Source organism: Chloracidobacterium sp., from assembly GCA_025057975.1.
Lineage (GTDB): Bacteria > Acidobacteriota > Blastocatellia > Chloracidobacteriales > Chloracidobacteriaceae > Chloracidobacterium.
Map to the genome: position 1 here is coordinate 262,323 of JANWUV010000001.1, position 21,110 is coordinate 283,432.

General features: G+C 59.9%; 15 protein-coding genes. 3 read left to right on the forward strand and 12 right to left on the reverse strand.

What is annotated here, in order from left to right:
• Positions 1 to 11 precede the first annotated feature (11 nt).
• Together dusB and NZ585_01090 are read right to left on the reverse strand one after the other, a co-directional pair.
• A complete protein-coding gene (gene dusB / locus NZ585_01085; protein MCS7078631.1) occupies positions 12 to 1,100 on the reverse strand; it encodes a tRNA dihydrouridine synthase DusB in 1,089 nt (362 codons plus the stop codon).
• Between the two features lie 12 nt (positions 1,101 to 1,112).
• On the reverse strand, positions 1,113 to 2,090 hold the full coding sequence (locus tag NZ585_01090; GenBank protein MCS7078632.1) for a PfkB family carbohydrate kinase: 978 nt from the start codon (positions 2,088 to 2,090) through the stop codon (positions 1,113 to 1,115).
• A 489-nt stretch (positions 2,091 to 2,579) separates the two neighbouring features.
• Here NZ585_01090 and NZ585_01095 point away from each other — a divergent pair, with 489 nt between their 5' ends.
• Positions 2,580 to 4,949: an ATP-dependent Clp protease ATP-binding subunit gene (locus NZ585_01095; protein MCS7078633.1), complete on the forward strand. Its 2,370-nt coding sequence runs from the start codon at positions 2,580 to 2,582 to the stop codon at positions 4,947 to 4,949.
• Positions 4,950 to 5,319: 370 nt separating this feature from the next.
• Here the strand turns inward: NZ585_01095 and NZ585_01100 are convergent, their stop codons facing one another.
• Positions 5,320 to 6,720: an FAD-dependent oxidoreductase gene (locus NZ585_01100; protein ID MCS7078634.1), complete on the reverse strand. Its 1,401-nt coding sequence runs from the start codon at positions 6,718 to 6,720 to the stop codon at positions 5,320 to 5,322.
• A 63-nt stretch (positions 6,721 to 6,783) separates the two neighbouring features.
• Positions 6,784 to 8,223 carry a sigma-54 dependent transcriptional regulator gene (locus NZ585_01105; protein ID MCS7078635.1) on the reverse strand — a complete coding sequence of 480 codons (1,440 nt, stop codon included), beginning with the start codon at positions 8,221 to 8,223 and terminating at the stop codon, positions 6,784 to 6,786.
• Between the two features lie 276 nt (positions 8,224 to 8,499).
• Here NZ585_01105 and NZ585_01110 point away from each other — a divergent pair, with 276 nt between their 5' ends.
• The gene (locus NZ585_01110) at positions 8,500 to 9,018 is read left to right on the forward strand and encodes a DUF2934 domain-containing protein (GenBank protein ID MCS7078636.1); all 519 of its coding nucleotides are present in this window, start codon (positions 8,500 to 8,502) and stop codon (positions 9,016 to 9,018) included.
• Positions 9,019 to 9,141: 123 nt separating this feature from the next.
• Complete coding sequence (locus tag NZ585_01115) at positions 9,142 to 11,709, forward strand: PP2C family protein-serine/threonine phosphatase (protein MCS7078637.1); 2,568 nt, start codon at positions 9,142 to 9,144, stop codon at positions 11,707 to 11,709.
• Here the strand turns inward: NZ585_01115 and NZ585_01120 are convergent.
• The 8 genes from NZ585_01120 to infB form a co-directional block, all read right to left on the reverse strand.
• Positions 11,658 to 12,557 carry a TIGR01777 family oxidoreductase gene (locus NZ585_01120; protein MCS7078638.1) on the reverse strand — a complete coding sequence of 300 codons (900 nt, stop codon included), beginning with the start codon at positions 12,555 to 12,557 and terminating at the stop codon, positions 11,658 to 11,660. The genes NZ585_01115 and NZ585_01120 overlap by 52 nt on opposite strands.
• Before the next feature lie 269 nt (positions 12,558 to 12,826).
• Positions 12,827 to 14,458, reverse strand: coding sequence for a M20/M25/M40 family metallo-hydrolase (locus tag NZ585_01125; protein ID MCS7078639.1), 1,632 nt, complete (start codon positions 14,456 to 14,458; stop codon positions 12,827 to 12,829).
• Positions 14,459 to 14,630: 172 nt separating this feature from the next.
• The gene (gene purF / locus NZ585_01130) at positions 14,631 to 16,037 is read right to left on the reverse strand and encodes an amidophosphoribosyltransferase (protein MCS7078640.1); all 1,407 of its coding nucleotides are present in this window, start codon (positions 16,035 to 16,037) and stop codon (positions 14,631 to 14,633) included.
• Between the two features lie 76 nt (positions 16,038 to 16,113).
• Positions 16,114 to 16,284: a hypothetical protein gene (locus NZ585_01135; protein MCS7078641.1), complete on the reverse strand. Its 171-nt coding sequence runs from the start codon at positions 16,282 to 16,284 to the stop codon at positions 16,114 to 16,116.
• 17 nt (positions 16,285 to 16,301) lie between these two features.
• Positions 16,302 to 16,769, reverse strand: coding sequence for a hypothetical protein (locus NZ585_01140; protein ID MCS7078642.1), 468 nt, complete (start codon positions 16,767 to 16,769; stop codon positions 16,302 to 16,304).
• A gap of 25 nt (positions 16,770 to 16,794) precedes the next feature.
• On the reverse strand, positions 16,795 to 17,763 hold the full coding sequence (locus tag NZ585_01145; protein MCS7078643.1) for a bifunctional oligoribonuclease/PAP phosphatase NrnA: 969 nt from the start codon (positions 17,761 to 17,763) through the stop codon (positions 16,795 to 16,797).
• A gap of 64 nt (positions 17,764 to 17,827) precedes the next feature.
• Positions 17,828 to 18,259, reverse strand: a complete 432-nt coding sequence (rbfA, locus tag NZ585_01150; GenBank protein ID MCS7078644.1) for a 30S ribosome-binding factor RbfA — start codon at positions 18,257 to 18,259, stop codon at positions 17,828 to 17,830.
• Between the two features lie 8 nt (positions 18,260 to 18,267).
• A complete protein-coding gene (gene infB, locus NZ585_01155) occupies positions 18,268 to 21,081 on the reverse strand; it encodes a translation initiation factor IF-2 (GenBank protein MCS7078645.1) in 2,814 nt (937 codons plus the stop codon).
• Between the last annotated feature and the right edge of the window lie 29 nt (positions 21,082 to 21,110).

A 21,110-nucleotide genomic window follows, 5' to 3' on the forward strand; every position in this document is an offset into this window, starting at 1 on the left:
AAAAAACGGCTTTATGCGCCGACGGCGACCGCTTGGCAAACGTCGTCCGGCAAGCTTTCAAGCGGCGCTTCCTCCGGTTCGGGCAATACTTCTCCAGCCGCTTCGCGTTCGGCCATCCGCGTAAAGTAGTCCACGATGCGGTCAGTCAGTTCAGTACGGGTCTGTGCGTGAAAGACCTGGGTACGGAACACAGCCCCGCCCGGCAGTCCTTTTGTGAACTGCGCGCACAGTTGCTTGACTTTCCCCATAGCGGCGGTTTCTGTCGGGCACTCGCCCAGCATGAGGTTGAAATACTCCAGCAACAGGTCCCGCTTGTCATAGAGCGTCGGGCGATAGGGCATTTCGCCGCGCATGATTTCGGTCGTCTGCCGGAAAATCCACGGGTTGGCCATCGCGCCGCGTCCAATCATCACGCCGTCCACACCCGTTTCACGGAAACGTCGGATGGCGTCAGCCGGCTGGCGAACATCGCCACAGCCGATGACGGGAATGGAAACCGCTTGCTTGACCTGCGCGATGATGTCCCAGTTGGCCCAACCGCTGTACCCTTGCATGCGCGTCCGCCCGTGAATGGCGATCGCCTCGACGCCGCAATCCTCGGCAAGCTTGCCGACTTCAACGGCGACGATGGAGTTGTCGTCCCAGCCGGTCCGAATCTTGATGGTCAGCGGGATTGTGATGCGCCGCCGCATCTCGCGCAGAATGACCGCCAAGTGCGGCAAATCACGCAGGAGCGACGATCCAGCGCCGCGGCCAACGACTTTCTTCGCCGGGCAGCCGCAGTTGACATCCACAATGTCAGCTCCGGCCTCCTGGGCAATCTCCGCCGCGTCGGCCATGCGTTGTGGATCAGCACCGAAGAACTGAATCGAGATAGGGCGTTCGTCGGCGGTAAACTTCATCATTTTGTGCGTTTTGAGATTGCCGCGCGTTAGCCCTTCAACGCTGATGAACTCCGTCACAATCAAGCCGACGCCGCCTAGCCGCTTGATAAGGCCACGGAACGCCGAATCCGTCACGCCGGCCATCGGCGCAAGGACAAGCGGCGGTTGAACAACAACGTTGCGAATGGCGAAAGCCGTAGGTAGTGGAAATGTCATACCCGATTGGCGTCACGAATCATTTTCCAGCATGAGCGCCGCCTCGATTTCGGCGGCGGAAACCGTCGCCGTGCCGCGCTTCATCACGACCAGCCCGGCGGCGACGTTCGCCAAGCGCATGGCGGCTTCCCAGTCGGCCCCGGCGGCGAGCGCCGCGGTAAAGGCGACCAGTACGGTGTCGCCCGCTCCCGTTACATCCACCGGCGTCCGTCCCCCATAGACGGGAATAGACACCGGCGCGGCGTCCCGCCGAGCCAAGGTCATCCCCTCAGAACCGCGCGTCAGAAGCAGGGCGTCTAGCGCCAGCCGAAGCCGCAGCTGTTCCGCATGGTAGCTTGCGTCGTCAAGATGCCGGAAGGTTGTTCCGGCGAGTTGCTCGGCTTCCTCCTGATTTGGCGTCGCCGCCGTCAGCCCGCGAAAATCGGCCAACCGGCGACGGGAATCAGCGACAACGGGCAAGCCTGTCTCACGCCGCCACGCCTGAAGCAGTGCAATGACTTCGGGAGGCGTGCTGCCGTAGCCATAATCCGACAACGCAACTCCGGTCACCTCCGGCAAAACCGCCCGAATGCGCGCCGCCAACGTCTCTGCGACCGCCGACGGCAAAGGCGTTGTGTCTTCGCGGTCGAGTCGAATGACTTGCTGACGGGCGGCGTTGGGTAGGCCAGCTAAGACGCGCGTTTTAGTCGGCGTCAGCCGTCCTGGCAGGACGACGGCCGCGCCGGTGTGGACGCCGCGCCGCCGTAAGTCAGTCAGGACGCGCCGTCCCGGACGGTCGCGCCCAATGACGCCGATCCACGTGACGGCGACGCCCAGCGCGGCGGCGTTGGCAGCGGCGTTGGCGGCACCGCCCGGAAGGGTCTCTGTAAACTCGTGTCGTAGAATCAAAACCGGCGCTTCCCGCGAAACGCGGGCAATCGTGCCATGGACGAACTCATCCGCAATGGCGTCGCCAAGCACGAGCAAGCGCTGCTCCGGAAAACGCGCCAAGACGGAACGTAGGGAGGACAACCAAGACGCCGGCACAATGGATAATCAGTCTCCCTCAACAGGCACTTTGGATCCAGGTATTTCGTTGAGTCTGCCTGACGCGCTCGCTCGCGGGCAAGACACGTGCAAGCTAGCGGTCTGCTCTGCCAGAGGAAAGGGGTAACCGCTGTGCCCGCGATAGACATATATTCGTCAAAACGTTCGGCAGGAAGGGCAGCCCTTTGCAGGCGTGTGCTGTCTGTGCAGCGCGCCTTGCTTTTCACCTGACTTAGAGCGACTTCTGCCCTACAATCCCGGCGTACTGCGCTGCTCAACGGCGTCTCGGAAGAATGCGGCGCTTGAAAAGTCGAGCAGTGTCGCTTTCGGTACGAACGATAGCCGGAGGTCAGCGCATAATCGGACGTGTTCCAGCGGCAACCTTTCGGCTATCCGGCAGCGTCCTCGGCGGATAGCCGACGGGATACTGACCTCCTCAGCGAGGAACTCCATATGTTCGAGCGATACACAGAAAAGGCTCGGCGGGTCGTTTTTTTCGCCCGGTACGAAGCCGGTCAGTTTGGCGCATCGTCTATTGAAGCCGAGCATCTCTTGTTGGGCCTGATGCGCGAAGACAAAGCGCTAGCCAACCGCTTTTTCCTCAAAGCCCATCTGACGCTGGATAGCGTACGGCGCGACATCGAGGCCCGGACGGTGCGCCGTGAACGCACAACAGTGGCGATGGACTTACCACTCTCGCCAGAAGCTAAACGGATTCTTGTTCACGCCGCTGAAGAGGCGGAACGCCTGAACATGCGCGCCATCGGTACGGAGCACCTGCTGCTGGCGTTGCTGCGGGAAGAAAACAGCTTGGCGGCGCGCATTCTTTACGAACACGGCCTGCGTCCCCATGCCATCCGGGAAGAAATTCTGCGGACGTTGGCGCCGCCCGCCACAACGCCTGCGACAGGCGTCACCAAGAAAGAGTCTAACGGAATTGCTGAGTACAGCCGTGACCTGACCGATATGGCGGCCCGGCGAATGCTTGATCCACTCATTGGGCGGCGCGTCGAGATTGAGCGGGTCATTCAGATTCTTTGTCGCCGCAACAAAAATAACCCGTTGCTGATTGGCGAGCCGGGCGTCGGTAAAACGGCGATTGTGGAAGGCTTGGCCCACCGGATTGTCACCGGCGACGTGCCGCCTTTCCTAGCCGACAAGCGCATCGTCGCGCTTGATCTGAGTTTGGTCGTTGCTGGGACGAAATACCGTGGACAGTTTGAGGAACGCCTCAAAAACATCATGCGCGAGTTGGCGGAGGCGCGAAACATCATCGTCTTTATTGACGAGATTCACACGCTGGTTGGAGCCGGTTCGGCGGAAGGTTCGCTGGACGCAGCGAACATCATGAAACCAGCGCTGTCCCGCGGTGAGATTCAGTGCATCGGCGCCACCACGCCGGCCGATTTTCGGCGCAGCATCGAAAAGGATCGTTCGCTGGAACGACGCTTCCAGTCGGTCCCCGTCGCGCCGCCAACGGAAGAAGAAGCGCTAGCCATTCTCAACGGCTTGAAAGAAAAGTACGAAGAGTTTCATGGCGTCACCTACACGCCGGAAGCTCTGGCAGCAGCCGTGCATCAGTCGAACCGCTACATTGTCGATCGCTTCCTCCCGGACAAAGCGATTGACCTGATTGATGAAGCCGGAACGCAAGTCAAACTGCGGGCGGCGCAGTCGGCGGCTTCAGTTCCGCGACGCACAACCTACTTTACAAGCTTCGGCGCAAACTTTGGCGAAGAATCATCGGTCAACGCAGAGGCGGCTTTTCTGCCCTCTGCGCCGCCGGTTGTGACGCGCGCCGACATTGAAGAGGTCATTGCCCGCTGGACGGGCATTCCGGTTGCCTCCCTCAAGGAAGACGATGTGCAAAAGTTGCTCCGGCTAGAAGATGAACTCCACCGGCGCGTCATCAGCCAAGAACGCGCCATTTCGGCGCTGGCCCGCGCCATTCGGCGTTCGCGGGCGGGCGTCCGCAGTCCGAAGCGTCCCGTCGGCAGCTTTCTCTTCCTCGGTCCAACCGGCGTCGGCAAAACCGAGTCGGCGCGGACGCTTGCGGAACTGCTCTTTGGAACAGAACGTGCGCTCATCCGCTTTGACATGTCGGAGTACATGGAGAAGCACGCTGTCGCCAAGCTTATCGGCGCGCCTCCGGGCTACGTCGGGCATGAAGAGGGCGGGCAACTAACGGAGCGTGTCCGGCGGCATCCATACTCGGTTCTGCTCTTCGACGAAATTGAGAAAGCGCACCCGGACCTGTTCAACCTGTTGCTTCAGGTGCTGGAAGATGGGCAACTAACCGACAGCCTTGGGACAACGGTCAATTTCAAGAACTGCATCATCATCCTGACCTCAAACATCGGCGCACGGCTGATCCAGAAACGAGGACGCTTGGGCTTCCAACCAAGCGGACAAACCGACGACGAAGCCGCCGTTATGAACGCCGTCCGGCAAACCTTCAGCCCGGAGTTCATCAACCGGTTGGACGACATCATCATTTTTGAGCCCCTTGCCGAAGCCGACCTAGAAGCGATTGTTGCGCTCTTGTTTGCGCATCTCAACGACACCTTGGCGCACCAAGGTTTGTCGCTTTCAGCGACGCCGGAGGTAATGCGCTGGATCGTGCAGCAAACCGCCGATGAGCGCCAGTATGGCGCGCGTCCGCTCCGGCGTGCGCTCCAGCGCTTTGTCGAGGACCCGCTCTCCGACGCTGTGATTCGGGGTGACTTCAAAGACGCGACGCAAATCGAGGCCTTTATTGAGGACAACCGGATCGCTTTCCGGGCGCTGACGCCCGAACCGACGGAGGCGCTAGCGACTTCCTAAAGGCGCTAAGACGCTTTCCAAGGCAATAAGCGACTGCTGGGGCAATAAGCGACTGCTGGCTGGTTGGTGCGCGGCGAGCTTCCACGCAGGAAAGCAGTGGAACGCCGCCGCCACGCCACTGGCGGGCTGACCCACCACCCAGAGCAGTTTTTTCGAGAAGGTATAGCCCTCCAGCGCAGCAGCCGGTGAGCGCCGCCAAACTTCCCAACCTGTATAGCGGCGACGCACGGTTTCCCCGTCGGACAAAAGCGGGGAGAGCGCCTAGCTTTCCTGCCGCGCAGGCTGCCTAGCCGGATGCACCGCAACTGCTTTTCCTCACTGCCCCCCACTGACCGGCGGGTTGACTCGCTAGATTTGCTCGAAAAGCACACTAAGCGGCCGAATTTGAGCCAATGACGGCGTTTTTAGAGGCCGCGCTGCGTAAAAACTGCAGGATGGCTTTGGCGGCCAGTCGTCCGCTGGCAGTTGCTCCCTCCATGCTGTCGAAGAACCGGTGGCCGCGGGTAAACCCACCCGCGAGAAAGAAGTTGGGGACAGGTGACGCCTGCGTCGGACGGTAACGTTCAATCCCCGGTTTCGGATGGTAAACTGACTGCGGAATCCGCACGACGACCGACTTCACAACATTCAACCGAGGTGCAATTGTGGGATAGTACGACTTCATCCGCTCCCAGACCGCCGCGACGACTTCTTCATCGCTCAGCTGAAAGAGGTCGCGCGCAGGGGCAACAACGGCTTCAAGGAGGGTATGTCCACTTGCCGGCGCATAACGCGGCGTCGTCAGGCTCATGTCGGCGTAAACCGGCGTGACGCCCGCGCCACCGAAAAGTAGATTGTCGCGCTCCGTCAGCCGACCGTCCAACCAGAGCTGAACATTCATGACCGGAACGCCCACAAAGTGACGCAGGTTGGCAAAGTACGGGTACTGGGCGCGCCAAGCGGCCGGGATCAACCGATTCATTTGATGAACCGGCAAAGCGCACAAGTAGGCGTCGCCTGTTTGCAGTGTGTCGTTGACGACAAAGCCCCGAATCTGTCCAGCGGCGTCAAGCTCAATGCGCTTGACTTTCGACCGCACGTGGAGGCGTCCGCCGGCACGCTCGATGGCGCGCGCCAACGGCTGCGTCAGGCATTCTTCCGGCGAGCCTTCAAGGAATGCGACTTGGAAGCCGTCGTCCCGCCGCAAAAACAGACGAAACACGTTGAGGACTACTTGCGCCGACAACTCGTCCGGCGGCAAAAACTTCAGCGCTAGGGTTTGCGGCAGCAGCATGCCTCCGAGAAGGTTGTCGCCAAGGCCTTGCCGGCGATGCCACTCGGCATAACTTATGCCATCCTGGGCGTCGGCATAGCCGCCGTCGCCAAATAACACCGGCAACAGGGCGCGTCCGTACGCCAACTTTTCCATTAGTGAAAACCGGTTGGCTGTGACGAGGTTCGGTAGTAAGTGCAGGGGAAATGGCAGCCCGCGCCAAGACACGATGTCGTAGGTGACGCCGCCCGGTAAGGTGAAATGGCAAACCGGCGCTTTCCACCGGAGGTAAGCGTCTGCGCCGACCGCGTGCATCAGTTTGAAGAGTTCTTCATAACACCCGAAAAAAACGTGCAGGCCGGATTCAATCCAGTCGCCGTCGGCGTCTTTCCAAGCAGAGACTTTGCCGCCAAGCACATCGCGCGCTTCGAAGAGCTCAACCGCGCAGCCGGCCTGCGTTAGGTCGTAGGCGGCCGCCAAGCCCGCCAAACCGCCGCCTGCAATGAGAACTTTTTTCATAGGTGACTTTCACAAGCGCCGCCGGTCTGAAAAGTCAAGAGGCGGCGCAAACGCGGATTCAGTTCAGGGCGTTTCTGAACTGTCTTCTGTACGCGCGCCGCTTTCCCGAAACATGCTCGCCGTGTGCCGAATCTTATGCTTATCCAGGAGGTGGCGCAGGCTGCGCACCGACATGTTGAGCAACTCCGCCGCTTTGGTCTGATTGCCGCGTGTCCGGCGCAGCGATTGCAGAATGTAGGACTTCTCAATCTCCATCAGGAAGTTTTCAAGATGAATACCTTGTTCCGGTAGTTCGAAGGCGGAGGCGGCGCGGGCCGGGTCGTAGCGTAAGACGCTCTCGGGCAGACGTTCAGGCTGGATTTCATGGGTTGGCTCTAGCGCGACAGCCCGTTCGATCAAATTTTCCAGTTCCCGGACATTACCCGGAAACGAGTAGTTTTCAAGGTACTTGAGCGCCGCTTCCGAGATGGAAGTCACCGGAGGGACGCGATGCTGGCCGTACTTTTTGAGAAAATGCATCGCCAGATCGCGGATGTCTTCTCGCCGCTCACGCAGCGGCGGGACCGAGATTGGAATGACATTGACCCGAAAGTACAGGTCTTTGCGAAATGTACCGGCTTCGACCATCTGCGATAGATCACGGTTAGTCGCCGCGACGACTCGGACATCCACCGGGATTTCCTCCGTCCCGCCGACTCGCCGAATCGAACGTTCCTGAAGGACGCGCAACAGCTTAACCTGCATTCCTAAGCTCATCTCCCCGATTTCGTCGAGGAAGAGCGTCCCGCCGTCAGCCGCCTCAAAGAGGCCCTTCTTGTTGGTCACGGCGCCCGTAAACGCGCCCCTCATGTAGCCGAACAGTTCCGACTCTAAGAGAGTTTCCGTAAAAGCGCCGCAGTTGATTGAGACAAACGGCCGGTCACTGCGCGGGCTGCAGGCATGGATGGCACGCGCCACCAATTCCTTGCCGGTTCCAGACTCGCCGGTAATCAGGACGGTGCTGTTCGTCCCGGCGATGGTTTGAATGAGGCGGAGGACCTCCTGCATCGGGCGGCTGCGTCCGATGATGTTCTCCAGGCGGTTGCGGTCGCCCAGCTCGCGCTTGAGCAAGGCGACTTCGCGGCGCAGGAGGCTCTTTTCGTAAGCGTTCTTGACGATGAGCTTGAGTTCATCAATGTCGAAGGGCTTCTGAATAAAGTCGTCCGCGCCCAACTTGAAGGCTTCCCGGGCCTGCTCCACTGTGCCGTGCGCCGTCATGAGAATCACAACAGTATCAGGAGAGAGCTGCCGACATTCATGCAGCAGTTCCGTTCCCGAAAGACGCGGCATCCTGACATCAGACAGCACAATGTCGAACACCTTACTCCGCAGGGCTTCCAAGGCTTGAGCGCCGTTTTCAGCGATGAAGGTCCGGTAGCCCGCCCGACGGAAGACGTGATCGAGAAGTTCACGCATGCTTAGCTCATCGTCCACGATCAGGATTGTTGGTGTACGGTCAGCCATAACTTCTAGAACTAGGCGTTTTTACATAAAACATCAGCAACAAAACGCCACCGATGACTAAAGGAGGTTGTCGAGGGTTTTCAAACTAAAGTCCGCATGGTAGTGTCTTTAGCAGTTGTCGTCCAAAAAAATCTCCAAACAATGCGTGGACAAGCTGGACGACGCCGATTCTTTGCACTCCCCACCAGCTACGCTCGCGCCGGTCGCCATTCAAGGTCGCTGTCTTCACCGCGCGGCGCGCATTATGGGGAGACCCACGGAGGTACTGGGCACGGCATGATAGATACACAACAAGTTCGTCAGTCACTGCTGCAGGACCGAGCCGTTGTAGATGCGATTCGTCGTCGGGCGCATCAGATTTCACTCGAACGCGGCTACAGTACGCCGCAGCATATGGCGGACGACTGGTTTCGGGCGGAAAACGAAATTCTTGAAAAACTGGTTGAGGAAGAAATCAAACGCCGCCAAAAAATGAACGCCGCCATCAGCGAAAGCGCAATGGCGGAGGAATCCATTCCCTCCGTGACGCTGTCACCGCCAGACGACCAGCCTGCTCCAGCTCCGACTCGCAAGCCAGTCGCGCGCCGCAGCAAAAAAGCGACGGCTCCTGAAGTAGGCGCAGCGGCGGCACTGTCGCCGACGGCTGAGGTCGCCGACAAGCCGAAGCGAACACGAAAGGCAAAGACAACGGAACCGACCACTGCAATGCCGCAGAAGACAGCCGCCGCTGAAGCTCCACCCCCTGCTTCAGCGAAAACTAAGGCGATGAAGTCGTCGAAGAGAAAGACCCCGTAGCCCATCCTGGCACGACTCGCTGCAGAAGCGCCATCGCTGTACGGCGTCGTAGGCGTAATGGCGGGGTGGCACTGGATTGAACGACTGGCATTGCCGATTGCTCTGGTAAAGTAGTCTGTCCAGATGCCTGCTTGGACCAGCCGGTTGCCATTTCCCCCGACAGTTGTCGTCGCGGTTATTGCGCTCTTTGGCTTGGTCTCGGGTTTAGTGCTAACAAGCCAAAACCTTCCAGACCTGACACTGCTTGATGAGCTCGACCGCCCGACCAACACCCGTCTAGCGCATGACTTTCTGCTTCGGCAAACGGGCCAGCCGCCGCCGGATGGCTTTACGTTTCGCCTACTCCAACTGGATAGGCCGTCGCTGACCGTGCTGCGCCAGAGTCGGCCGGAAGCCGACACCCGCCGCTTGGCCCATCAAGCGCATTTGCCCTTGGTGATTGACCACGTCGTCTGGTTTCGATCCAACGGCAAGCTGGCTGCACGGATTGGCCTGACCAGTACGGGCGAGTTGGTGAGCTATCTCAACGGCGAGACGCCACCGACGACAAACGAGCCGCCGCAGGAAACGGCCATTGCGCGGGCGCGCGCTTTTCTCAACGGCGCTGGCGTTGGGTTGGCGTGGCTGGGCGCTCCTCAAGTTGAAAGCGTACCGGGGCAGACGGAAACGGAGGTTCGTTGGCAACAACCTGTGGCGGAGCTGCCGGAACTGACGCGCGTGATTGTTGTGCGGTTGCGCGGCGAAACCGTTTGGTACTTCCAGCATCGTCTTCAACCAACCGCCGTCAACCAGCTTCGTCAGCTTGATCTCAGCATTGTTCCGCCGCTCCTCACGCTGTCACTTCAAATTGGCTTACTTGCGGTAGCGATCGCGTACCTTCTCAAAACAGCTCGCCGCCATGCCATTCTTTGGCGTGTCCCGACCGTAAGCGCCGCTGTAGTGGGCTGCAGCCTGCTGTTAGCGTTTGCCGCCTCGCTGCCTTACACCGTCAACAAGAGCATGTTCGAAAGCCCGGTCGGCGACAGCTCTCCACTGCGGCTGGCGAGTTTGCAGACTCAACAGGGGATAGTTATCAGCGTTGGCAGCCAGTTGGTTTCCGGTCTGATCTACATCCTTCTGGAGATGGGAACGGTTTGGGCGGCGTGCGCAGCGCTGCTGCACATTGAGTATGAGATTCAGCGCCCATGTGCGGAGGTTTTTCGCTCCGTCCTGCTCCTCCGGCGCGTGCCTTACGCCACAATGTTAGAACGCAACTTGGTCGGAAGCGGTGTTGGGTGGGCGCTGCTTGGTTTTACCGGCGCGTTTTGTTGGCTGACCAACGGTTCAAGGCGGCCGATAGAGCAAGCCAGCGACCAGCTCATGTTGCTGCTTGACGCCTGGTCGCCAGAGTTGCTGGTGTTTGGGACGCTGATCGCGGGTACCTTCACACAAGGCATTGTTTTTATCGCCTTTGTCTGGCTTGCCTTGGCGGATTGGCTTCGCTGGCCGCTCCGGGTTGCTTGGCTGGCGACGGCGTTGGTCGGTGGCATCGGGTGGAATGATCCCTTCATCTTCGTGACGTCATACAACCTCACTACGCCGTGGTTCTGGGTGCGGGATGTCGTGCTGGCGTTAGCGCTCACGGCGACCTTCGAGAGTTTCGGATTATGGGCGACGCTCTGTGCTATCTGGGTTTATCAAGCGACTGGCATGGCGGTCATCGCAGCGACCCTTCCAGCGACGGGCTTTTCGCCTTGGTTGCCGGCGTTATCGGTGATGCTGCCCTTCACAACGGTGGCATTGACGTGGCGGCCAGCGGAAAGCGAGCGGGATACTCAACCAACGCTCCTAGAGCGCGTGATCGAAGAACAACGTCAGGCGCAACAACTTGCGCTGGCGGCTCGAATCCAAGCGGCGTTCCTGCCGACGAATGCGCCGCAGCTTGAAGGTTGGGATATTGCCGCCGCCACGTTGCCGGCGCGCGAAGTCGGCGGTGACTTCTATGACTTTTTTCATGGGCCGAACAAAACGCTTGGCATCTTTATGGGTGACGTCTCGGGGAAGAGCGTCTCCGGCGCCCTGTTTACGGCGGTGGCGATGACCACGTTCCGCAGTGAAGTTGAGGAGGACAAACTTGGTTGCGCCGCCATGCTAACGCGTCTCAATGAGCTGCTCTACCCGGATATGAAACGGGTTCGCATGTTTGTCGCCGCCGCCTACGTACAGCTTGACCTCACTAGCGGCCGCTTTACTGTGGCGAACGCAGGCTTGCCAGCGCCGGCTTACCGACGGCGCGGCGCACTTTCTGGAGAGTCCGCCGTAACGTTCCTCGAAGTCGGCGGCCTACCGCTGGGGAGTTTTCGGCGGACAACGTACAACGAACTGCAAGCCGTCCTGCACCTCGAAAGCCAAGATTGCTTGGTGCTAACTAGTGACGGTGTCGTGGAGGCCTTGAACGAGGAAAGGGCGGCCTACGGCTATGAGCGGTTAGCGGCGGTTGTCGACCGCCATGCTGACCAAGGTGCACAGTCCCTCTGCGAGGCGATTGTGGCGGATGTCAAACGCCACATCGGGGACGGCGAGCAGTCAGACGACATCACGATTGTCGTCATCCAGCGCCGCTCCTCGCCGCCGCCTTCCGCCAGCGACAACGGCTTTGCTCAAACCACGTCGCGCAACGCATCCTCCAGCGCCGAAAAACGAAATACATAGCCCTGCTGGAGGGCTGCTCTGGGCACAACCCGCTGCCCGTCCAACACCACTTGCGCTGATTCTCCAAGCATCAAGTTGAGCGCAAACGCCGGTGCCGGTAGAAACGCCGGGCGGTTGAGCACCTTGCCAAGCGTGGCGGCGAAGTCCCTCATCCGCACTGGGTTCGGCGCTACGGCGTTGATTGGCCCTTGGATGGCGTCCGACGCCAGCGCCCACTGGATCAACCCGACCACATCAGCGACATGAATCCAAGAAAACCATTGCATCCCACTGCCCAGCGGGCCGCCGAGGCCGAGTTTGAAGACCGGCAGCATCCGCGCCAGTGCGCCGCCGTCCCGCCCAAGGACAACGCCAATCCGTAGCAGCACGGTGCGTACACCGTGTACTTCAGCGACCTTGGCGGCGTCTTCCCATTCCTGACAGAGTTTCCCAAGAAAGTCGTCGGCGGGATGACTGGTCTCGTCTAGTTCGGTTTCCTGATTTTTGGGATATAGCCCAATCGCTGAAGCCGATATCAAAACCTTCGGCTTGCGTTTCGCCTGAGCAATGGCGCTGACAAGGTTCTGGGTTGTCGCTACCCGACTGTCCCGGAGAAGTTTTTTCTGCTCCGGCGTCCACCGCTTGCCTACAATTGGCTCGCCGGCGAGGTTGATAAGACCGAAAGCGCCATCCACTTCCTTTTGCCAGTCATCGGCTGCCATCGGATCGCCCAGCACCCAGCGAACGCCGCTGGAAGTGTCACGAACTTTTCGTGACAGGGCTGCCAAATCGTATCCTTCAAGCTTGAGCGCCGGGAGAAGCGACCGCCCAATAAAACCACTTCCACCGGTAATAAAGAGCTTTTTCATCGCTGTCTAAGTCGAAAACAGGATGGGGAAATGAAGCAAACCATAGGCAAAGCCAAACGAAAAGACGACCTCGTTGCCCAGTTGAACCAAACGACGCCAAGCGCGACAGGCTTTAGCCGACTGGCTTACGACGCCAACACTTTGTCACCTTCACAGTGACGCGCTTCTTAGGTTAGGCCCGTGCGAGCCTCCGCGCTAAGAAAACATCCTTGGTTTTCATTTCAGCCGCTTCCCCATCGGTTTTCCCCTCCTCTTCACCAGTCAAAAAATCACCGTCGCCGATCTGAAGATGAAGGGCGTTTCCATCTATCCAATTCAAAGCGACGCTCACGATTGGCTGTTCGCCAAGCCGTAGCGTAAACGAGCTTGGTAATCCGGGTCATCTTTTCAAAGTCTATCTTGTCTACTGTATCGGTCGGACGGTGATAGTCGGCATGTAAGCCCGTGAAGTAGAAAATGACGGGAACACCGTGCTTGGCGAAATTCCAGTGATCGCTGCGGTAGAAAAGCCGTAGCGGGTGGTTTTCGTCATTGTAGGTGTAATCAAGCCGCAGCCTGACGGTTTCCTCATTAGTCTGTTTACTCAACTCGAAGAGTTCGCTGCTATGTTTGTCTGGCCCGATGAGGAAAACGCCGTCGCGGTCGGTCAGCGCCGCATTTTCGCGTTGCGTGTCGCCGGGTGCGCGTGAGCGGCCAATCATGTCAATGTTGAAGTTGGCAACAATAGCCTCAAGAGGGACGAGCGGCTCTTGGTCGGTGAAGTAGCCGGAGCCAAGCAAACCCATTTCTTCACCCGTGTTGAACAAAATCAGAATGGAGCGTTTCGGGCGCGGCCCCTCAGCAAAAACCCGCGCCAGCTCCAAGACCGCCGCCGTCCCGGAGCCGTCGTCGTCTGCGCCGGGAAAAATGGTTTCCCCCTGCGCGGGCAGGTGGTCGTAGTGCGCGCTAAGAACGACATACTCCCGCTTGAGTTCAGGGTCGCTCCCGTCAAGGACGCCAACGACGTTTCGGCCGTACTCAACTTTTTCATTCTCAAAAGTCCGAATGACGCACTGTCGCGAGCCAGCGACCGAAGGCAACGTTGCGCCAGTCTTAGCCGCTTCATAGAGCTGTTTCAGCGTCAGATTGAAGTCGGCGAGCACGGCTTCAGCAGCGGCGGGACTCAGTAAGAACGTGGGTGCCGCCGGCGCAACGGCTGTCGTCTCGGCTTTGGGGCGGACGCGCGGCCGCGACTGACGGCGTGCGTACGCGGCGGCCTGCGCCCACCCCTCGGCCAGCTTCTCGTCTGGGATCAACAGCAGGGCGCGGACGCCGTGTTCCAGCGCCGCCTGCTCCCGCCAGTTTTCAGGCAAGGTTTCACCAGTGAGTTCAGCAGGCATCCCACTCGCCAAACAGACAGCAATCCGGCCATCGGCGTTGACGTTCCGGTAAGCGTCCAGCTTTGGATGAGACACCCCGTAACCGACAAAAACCAGCTCGGCTTGCAGCGAGAGATTGGGCAGCGTCGCCGTCGGATCGCGCAGAATAAAGTCCTCGCCATGAACAAACGGCTTTGAGGTGCTGTCCAAGGTGATGGTTGAGTCCTGCCCGCCGGTGCGGGTCACAAAAGGAATGAGCTGAAAAAACGAACCATCCGCCGCCGCGCCTCGATAGCCAAACGCTTCGAGTTGAGCCGCCAGATAGCGCGCTGCGATGCGGTTGCCGGCGCTGAGCGTGTAGCGCCCACCTAGTTCGGCCGAGGCTAGAAACGAAAGGTGTCGCTTGAGCTGCGTCGCGCTGACGGCGTCCAAGTTGGCCGGAAGCGGCGACGAACCGCCGAAGCCGGTCAGCAAAAGCAGCAGCGCCAAAACCGCCGACAGACGACGTGACGCGCGAAAGATGTTCCACATTGTCGCCCCCATTGCACTTCTTCGGTGCGCTCTCCACAAAGACGCGCCGCTCGGGAACGCGAGGACGCCTCCGGAGCGCCCAAGCTTCCCCGCTGCGGATTTGTTCTTCAGACCAAGTAGGCGGCGTGCGCGCACCTAAAGACGTCTTATGTACGGCGGGGACGCTTCTACCTTGGCGAGAACCCTAACCGCCGCTGCGCCCGACGGCGCGAAGCGGTACGGGCAAGGGATACTTACCTGTGTAGCACGCCGTACAAAACTGAAGCCCCTCGTCTGCGCCACACGCCGCCAGCAAACCCTCGTGGCTCAAATAACCAAGGCTGTCCGCGTTGATGAACCGCCGGATTTCCTCTGTGGACTGATTCGCAGCGATCAACTCCGCCCGTGAGGGCGTGTCCACCCCGTAGTAGCACGGCGAAATCGTCGGCGGACAGCTAATCCGTAAATGCACTTCCCGCGCCCCAGCCTGACGAATCATTTCAACGATTTTCCGGCTGGTTGTACCGCGTACGAGTGAGTCGTCCACCAACACAACACGCCGTCCCTCAATCAGATCACGAACCGGATTGAGCTTGACCTTGACGCCGAAGTTGCGGATCGCCTGCGCCGGCTCGATGAACGTCCGTCCAATATAGTGGTTGCGCACCAGTCCAAACCGAAAGCTGATGCCCGACTGCGCCGCGTACCCAATCGCCGCCGCCACCCCCGAATCCGGCACTGGAACAACAATATCCGCTTCCACGGGGTGTTCGCGCGCCAACTGCTTGCCCATCTTGTGGCGGCTTTTGTTGACGCTGCGTCCGTAAATGCGGCTGTCGGGACGCGCAAAGTACACGTGCTCGAAAATGCAAAACGCCGGCGTCTGCGGTGGAAGTGGATGCTCTGAGTGAACGCCGCGCCGATTCACTGCCAGCACTTCGCCCGGCGCAATGTCGCGCAGGTAAGTCGCGCCAATCAAATCAAAAGCGCACGTTTCTGAAGCCACCACATATGCCCCATCCAACTCCCCCAGACAAAGCGGACGAAAACCACGCGGGTCACGGACAATGAACAGGCAATCCGGTGTGAGGATCAGAATCGAGTACGCGCCCTCCAGTTCCCGAAAAACTTCGGCGATGGCTTGCCGCAGGTCGGGTTGGCGCGACCTAGCCAGCTTGTGCAGGACAATCTCCGTATCGCTTGTCGAAGAAAAGATCGCCCCATCGCGCTCCAGCTCGGCGCGCAAAGCGTCGGCGAACGGGAAGTTTCCATTGTGACAAACGGCGATCTCTCCGCGATGGCACTTGATAGAAAACGGCTGGGCTTCACGCAGGCTGACCTCACCGGCGGTTGAATAGCGAACATGGCCGATGGCGCTCCAACCGGGCAGTCGGTCAAAGACGGCCTCCGTAAACACGTCGTTGACTTCGCCCATACCGCGTACGGCGTACAGACGCTCCCCGTCGCTCGTCACAATACCGACCGACTCCTGTCCACGGTGCTGTAGAGCATACAGCCCAAGGTAGGTTAGACGGGCGGCTTCCGGGTGACCCCACACGCCGAAAACGCCGCATTCTTCGCGGAGCTTGTCGCTGGTGAAAGCATAATCCATCACGGTGCTTCTCCGGGACGCCATCGGCCGCCTCGGCGGCAACCGACTACCAAGATGGACGACTCAACGACGGCGCTCATGGAATGAAATAAATCACCCAACTAATGACCAAACCAATCCCGACAAACGCGCCAAAGGTCTTGAGGCCGTAGAGGAGACGTTCACGCGGCGTTTCCGCTTCATTGGTGATGGCGGCCAAGACGGTTGAAGTCAACGCCGCAAACGTCATCATGACAAGCAGATGCATCGGCGCGGTGCTCCCGGTCAGCTCTTGCGCCCTTTGGCGATGTCAAAGGCGTCAAAAATCACCAGATAGTTGAGCAAGCCGGCGACAACCAGAAAGTACGTGCCATACTCATACGTCGCTGCCCTGAACTCAAAGCTGGACCCAACCCCCAGCAGGCGCAATACCGGCTGAAGAACGCCAATTCCAATTTGCCCGACCAAGCAAATCTTGGAGAGGACATCCCGAAAGGAGAACAACTCATCGAGATCGAACGGCGAGTACAAGTGTCCGCGCATCACCAACCCTAGCACGGTCATCGTGTAAATACTCAATCCGATGAGCGCCGCGCGTCCATAACGCCCCAGCAGGCCGTGACCAAGACCGGGCACCATCCAGGCGGCCAAACAAACCAGAATCTGTTTTGAGGCAGCCACCGGGGTCGGCGTCACCGTTCCGACGGAAGACGCCTTACGACCAAGGGAAGAGGCGTCAGTGGTGGGCGGCATAGGCAAAGTCCCCAATGGCAAAGCGTTAGTCGGCGGCCAGCGAAGCCCCGCCCAGCGCGGACTGAAGCGAAGCCAGAACACGGCTTTCAACGCTGTCTCGGCTGCCGACAACGGTACAGCCAGAGGCGCACTTGTGCCCGCCGCCGCCGAAGCGTTCCGCAATTTTTGACACGTCCACGTTGCCCTTTGACCGGAGGCTGATGCGGAACTGTCCGGGATGAATTTCCTTGAAGAAAACGGCGGCCTCCACATCCCGGATAGAAAGCGGGTGGTTGACGATGCCTTCCAGGTCGTCTTCAGTGGCGTCGGCGGCTTCCATCATATCGCGCGTCATCGTCACCCAAGCGACGCGCCCGCTCTCATCGCGCTGCAGGGTAGACAGAACGCTGCCCAACAACTTGATTTTGCCGAACGAGTGTGACGCATAAAGCGCCCGCGCCACGTGCGCCGGACGCGCCCCACGCCTTACCAACTCCGAAGCAATTTTGAATGTCCGCTCGGTCGTGTTGGCGTAGTGGAACGAACCCGTATCGGAAAGCAGCGCGGCGTACACACACTCGGCGATGGGTTGGTTGATGGTGACGCCCAGCGCCTTGCACAGGTTGTAGATCATTTCGCCGACGGCCGCCGCTGTAGCATCAATCCAGTTGATGTGCCCGAAGAGCGCCGTCGTCGTGTGATGGTCAATGTTGACGATGAACTGCTTTTCCAGTCCCGGTAGACCGGGACGGTTAAGATCGCTGCACTCAATGACAAACGCCGCGTCGTACGTCTCATCAATCGTCGGTCGAATCAACACGTCGCCCACACCGGGCAACTCCTGATAGGCGGACGGAATCGGGTCGCGCATCATCACAACAGCGTCCTTGTTCAACGCGCGCAAGCACCAGTAGAGCGCCAGCGACGATCCGGTGCTGTCCCCATCCGGGCGGGCATGGCCGGTGATCAAAAAGCGCCGTTTTGATTCGATGAGTTCAACCACTTGGCTGAGCATAGGGCTTCAACTCCATCAAGGGTGTTCGGCCCGCCGGTCGCCGAACAGACGACCGCCGCATCCGTCATGGCTTGCCGTCCTCCGCAGACGGAGGGGCGTCCAAGGCGGAAAAACGGGGGCGTTCCTCGTTCAGAATGGCCTCAATCCGAGACGCGGAAAGGAGCGTTTTGTCGAGAACAAAATGGAGTGACGGGACACGGTGCAGCCCAAGCCGTTGTCCCAGCGAACGCCGAATGAAGTCCCTCGCCGCATTGAGCGCCCGAACGGTGGCGGTGAAATCCGTCTCGGCGCACCCGTCGCCGCTGACATAAACGCGCGCCGACGTTCCCGCCGCATTCAACGCCACATAGTGGATCGCCACGGGGTCTACGGCTTCATCCGTCAGCTCGAAGCGAACAATCTCACTAATTTCTGTGCGGAAGGCTTCGCTGAGGCGCGCCCGGCGATGACGGGCTGCGCCGGTTGACCGCGAACCATGGCTGGCGTGGCGTCGCATGGGTTCGGTTACAACTCCATTGCGGCGTACTTTTCGAGCGTGTAACACTCGATGATGTCACCTTCCTTGATGTCGGAAAAGCGATCCAGCCCAACGCCGCACTCAAAGCCTGCTTTGACCTCCGCAACGTCGTCTTTGAACCGGCGCAGGGAGGCAATTTCGCCTTCATAGACCACCACGGAGTCCCGAATCAGGCGCACCTTTGCCCCACGCTTGATGACGCCATCCGCCACAAAGCAACCGGCGATGTTCCCCACTTTCGGCACTTTGATGACCTTGCGTACTTCCGCACGACCCAACTCAACTTCCTTCGTGAGCGGGTCTAGCATGCCGATCATCGCCTTACGCACTTCTTCTTCGACTTTGTAGATGACGGTGTGCAGGCGAATATCCACTCGCTCCTGTTTGGCCAGCTCAGCGACCCGTGGCGCCGGCCGGACGTTGAAGCCGACGATAATGCAAACGTGCGACATGTCGTTTGACGCGGACGCCAGCATCACGTCGGATTCCGTAATCGCGCCGACATCGGCCCGGATGACACGGATGCTCACCTTGTCGTTGGAAAGCTTCTGGAGGGTTTCGCGCAGCGCCTCGACCGAACCTTGTACGTCGGCCTTGAGAATGACCAGCAACTCTTTGAGCTGACCGCTCTTCATCTGCTGGTACATGTCTTCAAGACCGCGGGCTGAACTGCTCAACAGCTGCGCCATCCGCATCTTCGACTGGCGGTAGTTGGCCAACTCCTGGGCGCGGGCCGCGTCGTCCACCACTTGGAACAGGTCACCGGCTTTGGGTACGCCTTGCAGGCCCAGCACTTCGACCGGCACGGAAGGTCCGGCTTCGGTGATGGAGCGTCCACGGTCGTCTATCAACGCGCGTACGCGCCCAAAGTGCAGACCGACAATGAGCGGGTCCCCGACCTTGAGCGTTCCCTGCTGCACCAAAACCGACGCCACTGGGCCGCGTCCCTTGTCAAGCCGCGCTTCTAGAACAACGCCCGACGCCAACCGCTTTGTCGGCGCTTTGAGGTCGAGAAGATCGCCAGTGAGCAGAATCATTTCGAGGAGCGTGTCGAGATTACGGCGTTGCTTCGCCGAAATCTCAACCATGACGGTGTCGCCGCCCCATTCTTCGCAGACCAAGCCAATCTCAGACAGTTGCTTCTTGACGCGCTCAACGTTCGCCTGCGGTTTATCAATCTTGTTGATGGCGACAACAATCGGTACTTTGGCTGCGCGGGCGTGGTCAACCGCCTCAATGGTCTGCGGCATGACGCCGTCATCGGCGGCGACGACGATCACGGCAATGTCCGCCCCTTTGGCACCGCGCGCACGCATCATTGTGAAGGCTTCGTGACCCGGTGTGTCAAGAAACACCACGCGCCGGAGTTTTTCCGGGTTGTCAGGATCCGGGACTTCAACGCTGTATGCGCCAATGTGCTGGGTAATTCCACCAGCTTCACCGGCCGCCACGCGCGTGTTGCGGATGGCGTCCAGCAAACTGGTCTTGCCGTGGTCAACGTGTCCCATCACGGCGACGACCGGCGCACGCGGCTCAATATCGTCCAGCGAATCGCTCTCGATAGCGAGGATGTCCTGTTGTTCGTTGATGATTTCCTCAAGGCTGCGCACTGTCACTTCGTAGCCAAACTCGCGCGCCACCTCCCGCATCGCCTCTTCCGAAAGCGTTTGATTGATGGTGGCGATGATCCCTTTAGTGAGCAGCGCCGCTGCAATGTCCTTGGGTTTGACTTCAAGCTTCTCGGCCAGCTCTTTGAGCGTTGTCCCTTCGACCACTGTTACCGGCTTCAGTTCAGTAAAGACCGGCTTGGGCTTGGGCGCCGGGGCCGCCGGAGGTTCTGGGCGGACAAGGTTCTTTTCAAACTCACGGATTCGTCCAGCAGGCTCAGGCTTACCTTTCGCGCTGCGCCGCCCCCGACCAGCGCGCCCGCGGTCGGGAACCTGCGGCGGGACATAGGTGGTGCGTGTATGGGGCGGGGCGGTGGTATCCACTGGCGACGGCACACGGCTGATTGTGGGTCGAGCGGCACGTCCCTCACGCAGTTCCGCCCGCTTTTCTGGGGTTGTTTCCTGTTTGGCTGGGGTTGCCTGTTCGGCGCGCGCCGCCGGTTGCTCCGCCGCCGGTAAGCGTACCGCAGGAACAGTGAAGCTACGAATGACTGGTTGCGTTGAAGGCGGCGGCGTTGGAGCAGGCGGCTTACTCGGAGCGGGTGCAGCAGCGCCGCCGTTCGTTGGTGAGGCCGGCGGCGGGACGATGATTGGCTTGATGCTGGTCGCCGGTGCCGGCTTGGTCTCAGCCTTCGGCGCAGGCGTTGCCGGAGGCGGCGGTGATAATGTGACCACGCGCAGTGTCGCTTCCGCCTCAGGAGGCTTCGGCGCAGCCGCAGTCGGCGCAGCGGCCGGCGACGCCGCAGCCGGCGGGGTATCGGTAGCGCGCGCCGGTTCCGGTGACTTCTTGATAAGACGTGCGCCGGGGACGCTCACCGCCGGTTTGACGCCGACCGAAGCCGGCGACTCGGCCACTGACGGCGCAGTGACTGAGGGAATGGTCGTCAGCGGCACGTTTGGGATGACTGTGCCAGGGGGAAGCTTCCGCAGCTTTGGCGTCGGCGGTGGTACATTCGCGCTGGAGGCACGGTTTGGGTTGTAGCGTTCGCGAACCCGCTCGGCGGTCGTCTGCTCAATGCTGCTCGAGGGGACATAGTTCCCTTTGATCCCCATCCGTTGCAGTTCTTCAATGATCCGCTTGCTGTCAACCTTGAGCTCTTTCGCCAGCTCGTAGATTCTGATTTTGGTCGTCATGCGTGCTACGTCCCCTCTACGTGGTCTGC

Bases quoted from the DNA above. Each gene is read 5' to 3' on its own strand.
- NZ585_01135 (MCS7078641.1), bottom strand. From the start codon at position 16,284: ATGCATCTGCTTGTCATGATGACGTTTGCGGCGTTGACTTCAACCGTC.
- NZ585_01145 (MCS7078643.1), bottom strand. From the start codon at position 17,763: ATGCTCAGCCAAGTGGTTGAACTCATCGAATCAAAACGGCGCTTTTTG.
- purF (MCS7078640.1), bottom strand. From the start codon at position 16,037: ATGGATTATGCTTTCACCAGCGACAAGCTCCGCGAAGAATGCGGCGTT.
- NZ585_01115 (MCS7078637.1), top strand. From the start codon at position 9,142: ATGCCTGCTTGGACCAGCCGGTTGCCATTTCCCCCGACAGTTGTCGTC.
- NZ585_01125 (MCS7078639.1), bottom strand. From the start codon at position 14,458: ATGGGGGCGACAATGTGGAACATCTTTCGCGCGTCACGTCGTCTGTCG.
- NZ585_01110 (MCS7078636.1), top strand. From the start codon at position 8,500: ATGATAGATACACAACAAGTTCGTCAGTCACTGCTGCAGGACCGAGCC.
- infB (MCS7078645.1), bottom strand. From the start codon at position 21,081: ATGACGACCAAAATCAGAATCTACGAGCTGGCGAAAGAGCTCAAGGTT.
- NZ585_01140 (MCS7078642.1), bottom strand. From the start codon at position 16,769: ATGCCGCCCACCACTGACGCCTCTTCCCTTGGTCGTAAGGCGTCTTCC.
- NZ585_01100 (MCS7078634.1), bottom strand. From the start codon at position 6,720: ATGAAAAAAGTTCTCATTGCAGGCGGCGGTTTGGCGGGCTTGGCGGCC.
- NZ585_01095 (MCS7078633.1), top strand. From the start codon at position 2,580: ATGTTCGAGCGATACACAGAAAAGGCTCGGCGGGTCGTTTTTTTCGCC.
- dusB (MCS7078631.1), bottom strand. From the start codon at position 1,100: ATGACATTTCCACTACCTACGGCTTTCGCCATTCGCAACGTTGTTGTT.
- NZ585_01120 (MCS7078638.1), bottom strand. From the start codon at position 12,557: ATGAAAAAGCTCTTTATTACCGGTGGAAGTGGTTTTATTGGGCGGTCG.
- rbfA (MCS7078644.1), bottom strand. From the start codon at position 18,259: ATGCGACGCCACGCCAGCCATGGTTCGCGGTCAACCGGCGCAGCCCGT.
- NZ585_01105 (MCS7078635.1), bottom strand. From the start codon at position 8,223: ATGGCTGACCGTACACCAACAATCCTGATCGTGGACGATGAGCTAAGC.